Genomic DNA, 11,715 nt, shown 5'->3' on the forward strand with positions numbered 1-11,715 from the left:
TGGTGCTGGTGCCGGCGGCGATCGTCGACCGCCGCCGGCGCAGCCGTTCACAGCATCCGGGACGACCACAGCAGACTGAACGCGCCCGCGCAGAGCGCCAGCAGCAACGCCACCCCGGCGTACCACTGGGTCACCTCACGCGGCTCGGTGCGGAACCCGATCGAGCTGCCCATGTCCTGATAGACCTGCTTCAACTCGCTCACCGAGGCCGCCTCGTAGAAGTAACCCTCGGTGGTCTCGGCCAGCTCGGCGAGGGCCATCCGGTCCACCGGCACCCGCTGCAACTGCCCGCCGATGTCGACCTGGCCGGTGTCGGTGCCGAAGGCGATGGTGGAGACCGGAACGTTAGCGGCCTGCGCGGCCGCCGCCGCCTCCTCCACCGCCCGACCGGAGGTCCGGAAACCGTCGGAGAGCAGCACGATCCGGGCCGGCGGAATACCCGCCGCGCCGTCGGCCGGCACCGACCGGATCGCCTCCAGGCAGGTGAACACCGCCTCACCGGTCGCGGTCGCCTCGGCCAGCACCAGCCCGTCGATGGCGCTGGTCACCGCGTCCCGGTCCTTGCCCGGCGGCACCAGCACGTTGGCCGCCTTGGCGAACGACACGAGGCCCAGGTTGTAGCTCTCCGGCAGCTCACTGACGAACTGCTTGGCCGCTTCCTGGGCCGCCTCCAGCCGGTTCGGCGCCACGTCGTCGGCCTGCATCGACAACGACACGTCGATGGCGAGCATCACCGTGGCCCGCTCCAGCGGCTCCTTGGTGTCCACAGCGGGACGGGCCAGCGCGGTGGCCAGCACCAGCAGGCAGAGCAGGAAGGCGGTCGCCGGGACGTGCCGACGCCAGCCCAGGCCCTTCGGCGCGACGGTACGCAGCAGGTCCACATTGGTGAACCGCATCGCGTACGCCCGGCGGTGCAACTGCCGCCAGACGTAGAACGCGGCGAGGGCGAAGACCGGCAGCACGGCCAGCAGCCACCACGGTTGCAGAAAACGGATCATCGTGTCGTCCCCCGGGTACGCGCGTGCCGCTGCGCGGCCACGAATCGCACCATGTCCAGCAGCCAGTCTCGGTCGGTACGCAGACGCAGGTGGGCCGCGCCGGCGCCGCGCAAGGCGGCGGCGATCGTGGCCCGTTGGGCGGTGGCGGCCTCGGCGTAGCGCTGCCGCAGCCGCGGGTCGGCGGTCTGCACCTCGTGCAGCTCGCCGCTCTCCGGGTCGACCACCGGCAACACGCCAACGTCGGGCAACTCCAGCTCACGCGGGTCGACCACCTCGATCGCCAGCACGTCGTGGCGGACGCGCAGCTTGCGCATCGGCCGCGCCCACTGCTCGGCCGGCGCGAGGAAGTCCGAGACCACCACGGCCACCCCGCGACGGCGGGGCGGACGGTTGAGCATCTCGATCAGGGCACCCAGGTCACCACGGCCCGGCTGGATGGCGGTGCCGGCGACGGCACGCAGCAGGCCCTGCGCCTCCTTGCGCCCGGAACGGGCCGGCAGCCGGGTGAGCACCCCGGGCCCGGCCGGCGGTGGTCCGCCCCGCCAGCGTCGGGCCGGGGCGGACACCCCGCCACCGGTGCCGATCACGGCGCCGATGCGGTTACCTCCGCGCACGGTCAGGTGGGTGATGGCAGCCGCGGCGGCCACCACCACCTCCCGTTTGAGCCACTGCCCGGTCCCGAAGTCCAGGCTGGCGGAGAGGTCCAGCGCGAGCCAGGTCTCCAGTTCCCGGTCGGCCACCGTACGCCGCACGTGCGGTGTGGTGGTCCGGGCCGTGACCGGCCAGTCCATCCGGCGTACGTCGTCGCCGGGGCGGTACTCCCGGGACTCACCCGCCTCACTGCCCGGTCCGGGCAGCAGGCCGGCGTAGTCGCCCTGGAGCAGACCGTCGAGCTTGCGGGTGACGAGCAGCTGAAGCCGGGACAGCACGGCTTCGCTACGGTCGGCCAGGGGGGCCGGACGAGGGGTGGGTGAGGTCACGGGCGCTGCCCGGGCCAGCCAGCGCCCGGCGGCGGCGCGATCGACGGCAGGGTGGCCTGCTGCCGGGGAGCGACCGCCGGAAGCGGGATCGTCGACATCACCCGCTGCACGATGTGGTCGGCGGGTACGTCGTCGGCGAGCGCGTCGTAGCTGAGCACCAACCGGTGCCGCAGGATGTCCGGCGCGATGTCCTGAACGTCCTGCGGCAGCGCGTAGTCACGCCCGCGCAGCAACGCCAGGGCACGGGTGGCCCGGACCAGACCCAGCGAGGCACGCGGGCTGGCCCCGTACTGGATCAGTTGCGCGACGTCGGGCATGCCGTGCTCGGCCGGGGCCCGGGTGGCCAGCACCAACCGGACCGCGTAGTCGACCAGGGCATTGTGGACGAAGACCTGGTCCGCCTTACGTTGCAGGGCGATCAGCTCCGGGGTGTCGAACACCACGGTCGGCTCGGGCGCGGCCACACCCATCCGGTAGACGATCTCCCGTTCCTCCGCGTCGGTCGGGTAGCCCACCACGATCTTCATGAGGAACCGGTCCCGCTGCGCCTCCGGGAGCGGGTAGACGCCCTCCTGCTCGATCGGGTTCTGGGTGGCCATCACCAGGAACGGGTCGGGAACCCGGTGGCTCTCCCCACCGATGGACACCTGCCGCTCGCTCATCACCTCCAGCAGCGCGGACTGCACCTTCGCCGGCGCACGGTTGATCTCGTCAGCGAGCAGGAAATTGACGAAGACCGGCCCCAACTCGACGTCGAACTTCTCGCTCGACTGCCGGTAGATCCGGGTGCCCATGATGTCGGCGGGCACCAGATCCGGGGTGAACTGGACCCGGGCGAAAGACCCACCGACGACCTTGGCAAGGGTCTCCACCGCCAGGGTCTTGGCCACCCCGGGGACGCCTTCGAGCAGGCAGTGACCTCGGGCGAGCAGCGCGACGAACATCCGCTCCACCATCCGGTCCTGCCCGACGATCACACGTTTGATCTCGAACAGGCCCTTCTCCAGCAGGGTGGCGTCCTGCGCTGGTGTGGTCACCGGGGCAGGTGCCGCTCCGTTCGGCGTCGGGGCGTCGGGCATGGTCGGCTGGGCCACCGGTCCTCCACAGCGTTTGTCGGTCGTCGCGGCTCGTGCGGTATCAAGACTCGCACGCCTTGCTGAGTGTCGAGGTGGGGAGAAGCCGATTTTGGGCGCGCCGTCCCCGGCAGCCGAATCACACATCTCGGGTGTGCACATACCGGCCTGCCGCGTGTACGATTCACCCCGTCGCCGGGCGGCTCCCCCCGTGGTCGCCCGGCGCTCAAGCTCTCCGTCCCGCCGCCCTAGACTGGCCGGGATGAGCACCCCCTCCCCCGCCGACGAGGCCCTGATCTGTTCGGCCCGGGGCTGCCGGTCCGTCGCCATCTGGGCGCTGGAGTGGAACAATCCCCGCCTGCACGACGCCGATCGGCGCAAGACCTGGTTGGCCTGCGCCGGGCACCGGGGCAGCCTCGGCGACTTCCTCGACGCTCGAGGCTTCCTGCGTGCCGTCACTCCGGTGCCCGGATCGCCTACGCTCGACGTGTGAGCGGCGACCCTCCGGCTTCCCCCGGCCCCACCTCCCCGTCCTGGCCGCCCACCCCGGCCACCGCACCACCCGGCGTCGACCCGCCGCCCGGCGCGTTCCCCGCACCCGGCACCCTCGGCCCGGAGCCCACCGCGCCGGATGTCTCGACGCCCGCCCCGCTGCCACCGGGTGCGCTGCCACCCGGTCACCGGCCGGCACCGGCCGCCGACCAGCGCCCACCCGACCTGCCGCCTCCCGGCCTCCTGCCGCCCGACCCCGGCGCGCTGATGACGGCCGTGCCGGGTGGCCGGGGTCCGCTGGAGCCCTGGCCGGACACTGTCAACTGGCAGCCGATCTCCACCGACCTGATCTGGGTGGAGCTGATCCGGCTGGCGATCGTGGTCGCCATCGGGCTGGCGGTGACCGGGGTCGCCTGGGCGTTCAGCGGCCACTGGTTGTTCGGGCTCGCCGTGGCCGTCGTGCTGGTGCTCGGCGCGTGGCGGGCCGTCGCGATCGTCCGCGCGGTCCGGGCCTGGGGGTACGCCGAGCGGGAGAACGACCTGCTGGTCCGGCACGGGCTGCTGGTGCGCCGACTCTCCATCGTGCCGTACTCGCGGATGCAGTTCGTCGACGTGAGCGCCGGGCCGTTGGAGCGCGCCTTCGACCTGGCCACCGTGCAGCTGCACACGGCGGCGGCGGCGAGCGACGCCCGGGTGCCCGGGCTGCGCCCGGCGGAGGCCTCCCGGCTGCGCGATCGGCTCACCGCGCTCGGCGAGGATCGGGCGGAGGGGCTGTGAGCACCCGGGCGGGCAGCCGCCGACCGCACCGAGGGCCGCTCCGATGAGCGACGGGCCCGCCGAACCGAGCACCGTGCCGCCCACCGGCCCGACACCCCCGGGGCCGCTGCTGCCCGCTGGCCCGGCTCCTGATGGCCTGACACCGCCTGGACGGGTGCCGCCTGGCGCGGCACCTGATGGGCCGGTGCCGCCCGGGTCTCCCGCGCCGTGGCCGGCACCACCGGTGGGCGGCGAGGGCGAACCCCGGCAACGACTGCACCCGCTCAGCCCGGTGCTGCACGGCGCCAAGTCCCTGGTCGTGGTGATCGCCGGGCTGTCCTGGTCGACGCTGTCGCGGGTGGGCTTCGGCTGGTTCGCCGCCATGGTGGCGGTGCTGGCGCTCGGCGCGACAGTGCTGTCGGTCATCAGCTGGTACAACACCGGCTACCACGTCGTCGGCCGGGAACTTCGGGTGTACGAGGGGCTGCTCTGGCGGCGTACCCGGGCCATCCCGTTGGAACGGTTGCAGGCCGTCGAGGTGGTCCGACCGCTGCTCGCCCAGCTCACCGGCCTGGCCGAGCTGCGCCTGGAGGTGGTCGGCGGCGGCAAGACCGAGGCGCCACTGGCGTACCTCGGGGTGGGCGACGCGGCCCTGCTGCGCGAACGTCTGCTGGTGCTGGCCGGGCGGGTGGCGCAGCAGCCCGTACCCGGCTACGCGGCGGCCCCGGTGGCGCCGGGTGCGACGGCGCCACCGGCGGCCGTACCGGGCCGGCCACTGCACGCGGTGAGCAACCAGAACCTGCTGATCAGCCAACTGCTCACTCCGCAGGCGTTCCTGCTCCCGTTCGGTGTGGCCTTCGTCGTGGTGCAGTTCCTCACCGCCGGTTCGTGGTCGTTCGTCGCGGTGGCGAGCACCCTGACCGCGATGGCGGGTGTGCTGCTGCAACCGATCCGCCGTGTCCTCGACGACTGGAACTTCCGGCTGGCCCGCGACGGCGGCACGCTGCGGGTGCACAACGGCCTGCTGGAGACACGGGCGCAGACCGTGCCGCTGGAGCGGGTGCAGACCGTGCGGGCCACCTGGCCGCTGTTGTGGCGGGTGAAGGGCTGGCTGCGGCTGCGGCTGGAGGTGGCCGGTTACTCCGTCGCGGAGGCCGACGACCGTAACCGGCCCGACCGGCTGCTGCCGGTCGGCGACCTGCCGACGGCGACGATGATCGTCGCCGAGGTGCTTCCCGGGGTACGCCTCGACGCTCTCACGCTGAGCCCGCCGCCGCGCCGGACCCGTTGGCTGCACCCGCTGGGCCGTGCCGCGTTCGGCGCGGGGCTGTTCGAGCGGGTGTTCGCCACTCGGTCGGGGCGGCTCACCCGGCAACTGGTGATCGTGCCGTACGCCCGGATCCAGAGCGTGCGAGTGGTCCAGGGGCCCATCCAACGCCGTCTCGGGTTGGCCACCGTGCACGCGGACACCGCGGGCGGCTCCGGCGCCACCGCCCAGGACCGCGACCTGGCCGAAGCCTGGACCCTGGCAGCCGACCTGTCGACAAGAGCCCACCAGGCCCGCACCACCCCCCAACCCTGACCCCCACCCCCACCCCTCCCGGCCCTCCGTGCCCCGCCTTTCTCCGCGGTGATCATGAAGTTGTTACCCCGACACGCCGCGCGGGAGGGCAATAACTTCATGATCAACGGGCCGAGAGTGGGGTGGGTGGGGTGGGTGGGGTGGGGTGGGTGGGGTGGGGTGGGTGGGGTGGGGTGGGTCAGTGGTCGGCGGGGACCGGGGGGGTGGTGGTGGTGGTTTCCGGGGCGCGTGGGGTTGGGGGCTCAGGCTCATTGTGCGGGGAGTCGGGGGGCGGTTGCGTTCCGGCCTTCGGGTGGCGGACACGCCACGCCGCCCAGCCGCGCTCCGCCAGACCGACCACCAGGAAGGTCAGCCCCACGTAGGCCCAGCCGACCAGCACGTCGATCACGTAGTGCTCACCCGAGTAGACCAGGGTGAAGGTCATCGCCAGCGGGTACGCGAGCAGCAGCGGCCACCAGCGACGACGGGTGGCGGTCAGGAAGAACAGCACCACGAACAACGCCCAGGCGGTGTGCAGCGACGGCATCGCGGCGACCGGGTTGGAGGCGATCTGGCCGGCGTTGAGGACGTTTCCGGCGCCGTGCATGCCGAACGCCTTCCAACCCCGGGTGGAGATCCGGGCGACCTCGGTGAGCAGGCCGTTCTGCGCCGCCCACCAGGGCGGGGCCGCCGGGTAGATGAAGTAGGTGACCAGGCCGGCCGCGCAGAGGAAACCCCACCGCCGCATGTACGCGGCCCAGCGGTGCCGGTCGCGCAGCCAGAGCACCGCGGCGGCGGCCAGCGCCACCACGAAGTGGGAGAAGTACACCCAGCTCGCCGCTACATCCCACCAGTGCACCTGCGGGTGGTAGAGGTGCTGCTGCAACCAGACGGTGGGCACCTCACCGCCGGTGGCCCAGCCGAACATGAACCGGTCGGCGACGATCAACTCCATCGCGTGCGGCGTGGCCCCGTTGTCGGCGAACCCGCGCGAGAGGTTGTAGATCACGAACAGCAGCACCACCGGCACCCAGTCCCGGGCGAAGCGCAGGTGGCTACGCCACGGCCGATCGCTGTTCCAGGCGATGGTCGCCAGCCAGATCCAGACGAAGGCGTACGCCGGGTCGGTGGGCAGCCCGATGGCCAGCCACGCGGCGACGAAGGCGACCGCCCAGACGGTCATGGCGACGACGCGCCGACGACCCCCGTCCGGGGACGCGGGCGGGTCGGTCCGGGCGGGGGGCTGGGGGTCAGTCGCGACGGCCATCGGGGTCAAGGTTAACGACGGGTACGGCATCGACCGACGGGGACCACCCGTTGGGCGTCCGGGGTGGTCGCGTCGGGATCGTCGGGCGCGTGCTCGACGGGTCCAGCGAGCACCTAGGCTGACGACCATGCAGGAGCAGCCCGAGCCGGCCTTCGCGCCGGGTCTGACCGCCCAGGTCGAGTTGACCGTCACCGACGCGGACACCGCCCAGGCGGTCGGTTCCGGGGACGTACCGGTGCTGGGCACCCCCCGGGTGCTGGCGCTGGCCGAGGCGGCCACCGTCGCGGCGACGGCGACCGGGATGCCGCCCGGTTCCACGACAGTGGGCACCCGGGTCGAGTTGGAGCACCTGGCGCCGACAGTGGTCGGCCGGACGGTCCGCGCGCAGGCGCTGCTGGCGACCGTCGACGGTCGCCGGCTGTCGTTCGAGGTCACGGTCAGCGACGGCGACCAGACGGTGGCCCGGGGCCGGGTGGACCGGATCCTGGTCGACCGGGGACGCTTCGTCGAACGGGCCGGGCGGGCGTCGTGAACGCCGCTTTCGCCGAGGTCGCCGACCGGGTGCACGTGCTGGCCGAACCGCTGCTGCGGGTCAACGTCACACTGGTCGTCGGCGACGACCAGGCGCTCCTGGTGGACACGCTCTCGTCGGCCGCCCAGGCCACCGAGCTGGCCGCGGCCGTCCGGGCGGTCACCGACCGTCCGCTGACGCTCGTCAACACCCACCACCACTACGACCACTGCTTCGGCAACGCCGTCCTGGCCGGCGACCCACCCCGCCCGGTGTACGCGCACGAACTGGCCGCCGCCGCCCTGCGCGAGGAGCCGGAGCGGCTGCGCCGGGAGGCGTACGAGGAGGTGCGCACGGAGCACCCGGCGCTCGCCGCCGAGCTGGCCGACACCCCGCTGCTCGCTCCCACGCACACCGTGCACGTCGAGACGGTCCTCGACCTGGGCGGTCGACAGGTGCTGCTGCGCCACCCCGGGCGGGGGCACACCGAGGCCGACCTGGTGGTGCACGTGCCGGACGCCGACGTGCTGGTGGCCGGGGACCTGGTGGAGCAGAGCGGCCCGCCCGCCTTCGAGGACTCGTACCCGTTGCGGTGGCCGGACGCGGTCGCGGACCTCCTGCGACTCACCACCGCGCGCACCGTGGTGATCCCGGGCCACGGCGACCCGGTCGACGTCGACTTCGTCCGGGCCCAGCACGCGGAGCTGGCGAAGCTGGCCTGGCTGATCCGGGCCGCGCACACCGGCAGCGCCCCGCCGGAGCGGGTGGCCGCCGAGGCCCCTTTCGGGGCCCGCCCGGCCCTGGTCGCCGCCCACCGCGGCTACCTGGAACTGAACGGCACGGCCTGACGGCCTACACCGAGGTGCGTCGCCACTGCTGGTTGGTGCCGGTGCCACACGTCCACTGCACCGCGCGGGCACCGTCGGTGGTGGCGGAGTTGAGCACGTCGAGGCACTTGCCGCTGTGCCGGGCGACGAGCTGCACGTAACCCGTGCCGAGGTCCTGCACCCGCCACTGCTGGTTGGTGCCGCCGTTGCAGGTCCACTGGGTGACCCGTACCCCGTCGGCGGTGGCGCCCGCGCCGCCGTACACGTCGAGGCACTTTCCGCTGTGCGCGCTGACCACCGTCTGGTAACCCCCACCCGCGTCCTGGAACCGCCACCGCTGGTTGGGCTGACCGTTGGCGGCCCACTGCACCACGTCGGCACCGTCGGTGGTCGCGCTGTTGCTCACGTCCAGCAGCTTGCCGCTGTGCCGCGCGGTGAGGGTGTACGCGCTCGGCACCGGCACCGTGGTGTCCGGGGCGAGCCGGTACAGCCCGGCACCGTGGGCCGGGAGCGACCGGGTGAGCGTCCCGGTCGCCGTGCCGAGGGACGCCCCGGACCACAGGTCGGTCACGGCGGCCGACCCGATCCCGAGGTCGGCGAGGTTCACCGACACCTGCGCCGCACTGCTGTCCCTGTTGAACAGGGCGACGTACCGGTGGTTGCTGCCCGGCACGTCGGCGGTCCACACCTGCCGGTTGCCACCGTAGAGCTGACGGTTGCGTCATCGACGTTAACGTTCACAAATCCCCGAGGTCAACCCTCCCACACCCCCACACGCCCCCCGCGCCCCCACGCCCCCACGCCCCCACGCCCCCACGCCCCCCACGCTCCCGCCCTCGCCCGAACGCGCGATCTTGCACTTGCTGCGGGGCGAAAGCAGGGCATAGCTGACAAAACGTCGACAGAAACTGCAAGATCGACGCCGGGGGAAGGGCGGGGCGCGGGGCGGGGGGTGGGGGTGGGGGGTGGGGGTGGGGTTAGGGGTTGAAGCGGTTTTTTACTGCGGTGCGGGTGGGCATGGCGGTGGCGCCGCCCGGGGATTCGCAGACCAGGCCGGCCACCCGTAGCGCGAAGGCCACCCGCTCGGTCCAGCCCGACGGGCTGTCCGGCTCGCCGTCGACGAGCAGGTCGGCGATCAGCGCGGCCATCACCGAGTCACCCGCGCCGGTGGCGTCGATCGCCTTGACCTTGGGGGCCGGTACCCGCACCGGGTCGGCGTCGGCGGTAGCCAGCACCGCACCGGCCGCGCCGAGCGTCACGACCACCGTGGCCGCCCCCAACTCACGCAGGTACGCCGCGACACCCTCGACCGGCTCACCGGGATAGAGCAGTACCGCGTCGGCGGCGCTCAGCTTGACCAGGTGCGCGCCGGCAGCGAACTCGGCCACCACCTCGCGCAGCCCTTCCAGTGCGCCCGGCCCGTTCAGCAGCCGGGGACGTACGTTCGGGTCGAAGACCCGCAGGCCGGCGGCGAGCGACCAGGCACGGCGGGCGGCGGCGAGCGTGTCGGGTCGGAGCAGCACGATCGAGCCGCAGTAGAGCACGTCGGCGCCCTCCAGCAACGCCAGGTCCAGATCGTCGGGACCGAGCAGTGCGTAGGAGGCCGGCTCGCCGTAGAAACGGAAGTCCGGCTCCGGCCCGGCGTACGTGACCACTGCGAGCGTGGTCGGCGCCGGGACCGTGATCGCACCGGCCACCCCGACGTCGGCCGCGGTGAGGAAAGCGCGGATCCGACCGCCCAGCGCGTCGTCACCGAGGGAGCCGACGAACTGTGCCGCGCCGCCGAGGCGGGCCACCCCGACGGCGACGTTCAGCGGCCCGCCGCCGATGGCCTGCCGATAGACCCGCTCCCCGTCGAGTTCGCTGTCGAGCAGGTCGACGAGCGCCTCACCGAGCACCACCGCGTATCCCATGCCGATCCTCTCGTCGTCGCCACCGGCCGCCGATCGCCGAGCCGATCTTCGTGGCACCAGGCTGGCACAGCGCACGGCCCGATGGGCGCCGAAGGCCACGCACCGACGGGCGCGCTACCCCGGCCGGTGGATCGGCCCGTCGAGTACCGCGAGGGGGCGACCGGTGCCGCCCCACCGGGCCGCGACGATCTGCGCGGCCACACTCACAGCGGTCTCCTCGGGGGTACGACCACCGAGATCCAACCCGATCGGGGAGGCGAGCCGGGCGAGCTGCGCCGGGCTGAGCCCCGCCTCGCTCAACAGCTTGTGTCGCTCGTCGTGGGTACGTCGTGAGCCCATCGCGCCCACGTACGCCAGCGGGTGGCGCAGCGCCAACTCCAGCAACGGCACGTCGAACCTGGGGTCGTGGGTGAGGACGCACACCACCGTCCGCTCGTCGAGCCGATCGGCCGCCAACTCGGTACGCAGGTAGCGGTGCGGCCACTGCACCACCACCTCGTCCGCCTCGGGAAAGCGCCGCGCGGTGGCGAAGACCGGCCGGGCGTCGCAGACGGTGACCCGGTAGCCGAGGAACGCGCCGATCCGGGCCACCGCGGCGGCGAAGTCGATCGCACCGAAGACGATCATCCGGGGTGGGGTGGCGTACGCGGTCACGAAGAGGCTGACGCCGCTGCCTCGGCGCTGCCCGTGGTACCCGTAGCGGAGCATGCCGCTGTGCCCGGCGGCGAGCAGCCCGAGGGCGTCGGCGCTGGCCGCGTCGTCGAGCCGGTCGTCACCGAGCGAGCCGACGGACCGCTGGCCGGTCAGCACGAGCCGCCGACCGAGCCGCCGGGCCGGGTCGGTCGGTGAACTGAGGGCGTCGGCGGGTGGATCGTCACCTGCGTCGGCGGCCACGCAGGTGACGATCGCCGCCGGGTGGCCGCCGCTACGGGCTGCGGCGACCGCGTCCAGCGCCGGCAGGGCGCTCGCGTCGACGCGCTCCACGAACACGTCGAGAATGCCGCCGCAGGTCAGGCCCACTGTGTACGCGTCGTCGTCGCTGATCCCATAACGGCACAGCTCGGGTTGGCCGGTGTCCAGCACACGGCGGGCCCGTTCGTAGAGATCGGCCTCGACGCAGCCGCCGGAGACGCTGCCGATGACCGTGCCGTCGGTTGCGACCACCATGGCGGCGCCGGGTGGCTGCGGGGCGGAGTGCCAGGTGGCCACCACGGTGGCCAGCGCGACCGCCTCGCCGTTGCGGCACCGGCGGTGCACCTCGTCGAACACGTCCGGCACCGGCGGCCGCCTCCCCCGTTCCCGCTCCCCGTACGCAGGATATGACGTCCGACGACCAC

Annotated in this window: 12 protein-coding genes; 5 read left to right on the forward strand and 7 right to left on the reverse strand. The window is 73.2% G+C overall.

The genetic code is table 11. The annotated features are described in order from the left end of the window. Positions 1-47 precede the first annotated feature (47 nt). Genes ACIBEF_RS23855 through ACIBEF_RS23865 form a run of 3 tightly spaced genes read right to left on the reverse strand, consistent with a single transcriptional unit; the run spans position 48 to position 3,072 of the window. Positions 48-998, reverse strand: coding sequence for a VWA domain-containing protein (locus ACIBEF_RS23855; RefSeq protein WP_238682141.1), 951 nt, complete (start codon positions 996-998; stop codon positions 48-50). Beyond that, positions 995-1,996 (reverse strand): DUF58 domain-containing protein, encoded by a 1,002-nt coding sequence (locus tag ACIBEF_RS23860; RefSeq protein ID WP_112603426.1) that lies wholly within the window; start codon positions 1,994-1,996, stop codon positions 995-997. The genes ACIBEF_RS23855 and ACIBEF_RS23860 overlap by 4 nt, the downstream gene beginning before the upstream one ends. Beyond that, the gene (locus ACIBEF_RS23865; protein WP_396795364.1) at positions 1,975-3,072 is read right to left on the reverse strand and encodes an AAA family ATPase; all 1,098 of its coding nucleotides are present in this window, start codon (positions 3,070-3,072) and stop codon (positions 1,975-1,977) included. The genes ACIBEF_RS23860 and ACIBEF_RS23865 overlap by 22 nt, the downstream gene beginning before the upstream one ends. A 241-nt stretch (positions 3,073-3,313) precedes the next feature. On the opposite strand from ACIBEF_RS23865, the gene ACIBEF_RS23870 reads away from it, so the two are divergent. The 3 genes from ACIBEF_RS23870 to ACIBEF_RS23880 all read left to right on the forward strand — a co-directional run bounded on the left by ACIBEF_RS23870 (position 3,314) and on the right by ACIBEF_RS23880 (position 5,881). Further along, positions 3,314-3,544 (forward strand): hypothetical protein, encoded by a 231-nt coding sequence (locus ACIBEF_RS23870; RefSeq protein ID WP_396795365.1) that lies wholly within the window; start codon positions 3,314-3,316, stop codon positions 3,542-3,544. A 266-nt stretch (positions 3,545-3,810) separates the two neighbouring features. Then, positions 3,811-4,320 (forward strand): PH domain-containing protein, encoded by a 510-nt coding sequence (locus ACIBEF_RS23875; protein WP_396795389.1) that lies wholly within the window; start codon positions 3,811-3,813, stop codon positions 4,318-4,320. A 43-nt stretch (positions 4,321-4,363) separates the two neighbouring features. Continuing rightward, positions 4,364-5,881 (forward strand): PH domain-containing protein, encoded by a 1,518-nt coding sequence (locus tag ACIBEF_RS23880; protein WP_396795366.1) that lies wholly within the window; start codon positions 4,364-4,366, stop codon positions 5,879-5,881. A gap of 178 nt (positions 5,882-6,059) precedes the next feature. Here ACIBEF_RS23880 and ACIBEF_RS23885 read toward each other — a convergent pair whose 3' ends face one another. Further along, positions 6,060-7,127, reverse strand: coding sequence for a phosphatase PAP2 family protein (locus ACIBEF_RS23885; RefSeq protein ID WP_396795367.1), 1,068 nt, complete (start codon positions 7,125-7,127; stop codon positions 6,060-6,062). A 127-nt stretch (positions 7,128-7,254) separates the two neighbouring features. Between ACIBEF_RS23885 and ACIBEF_RS23890 the strand changes: the two genes are divergently transcribed. Both ACIBEF_RS23890 and ACIBEF_RS23895 read left to right on the forward strand, forming a co-directional pair. Next, a complete protein-coding gene (locus ACIBEF_RS23890) occupies positions 7,255-7,659 on the forward strand; it encodes a thioesterase family protein (protein ID WP_030488289.1) in 405 nt (134 codons plus the stop codon). Next, positions 7,656-8,486 carry an MBL fold metallo-hydrolase gene (locus ACIBEF_RS23895; RefSeq protein ID WP_396795368.1) on the forward strand — a complete coding sequence of 277 codons (831 nt, stop codon included), beginning with the start codon at positions 7,656-7,658 and terminating at the stop codon, positions 8,484-8,486. The genes ACIBEF_RS23890 and ACIBEF_RS23895 overlap by 4 nt, the downstream gene beginning before the upstream one ends. A 4-nt stretch (positions 8,487-8,490) precedes the next feature. On the opposite strand, the gene ACIBEF_RS23900 is transcribed toward ACIBEF_RS23895, so the two are convergent. The 3 genes from ACIBEF_RS23900 to ACIBEF_RS23910 form a co-directional block, all read right to left on the reverse strand. Beyond that, a complete protein-coding gene (locus ACIBEF_RS23900) occupies positions 8,491-9,153 on the reverse strand; it encodes an RICIN domain-containing protein (protein WP_396795369.1) in 663 nt (220 codons plus the stop codon). Between the two features lie 289 nt (positions 9,154-9,442). Further along, positions 9,443-10,378, reverse strand: coding sequence for a carbohydrate kinase (locus tag ACIBEF_RS23905; RefSeq protein WP_396795370.1), 936 nt, complete (start codon positions 10,376-10,378; stop codon positions 9,443-9,445). 114 nt (positions 10,379-10,492) lie between these two features. Continuing rightward, a complete protein-coding gene (locus ACIBEF_RS23910; RefSeq protein WP_396795371.1) occupies positions 10,493-11,656 on the reverse strand; it encodes an XdhC family protein in 1,164 nt (387 codons plus the stop codon). Between the last annotated feature and the right edge of the window lie 59 nt (positions 11,657-11,715).

The sequence above is a fragment of the Micromonospora sp. NPDC050795 genome (assembly GCF_044456785.1).
Taxonomy (GTDB): domain Bacteria; phylum Actinomycetota; class Actinomycetes; order Mycobacteriales; family Micromonosporaceae; genus Micromonospora.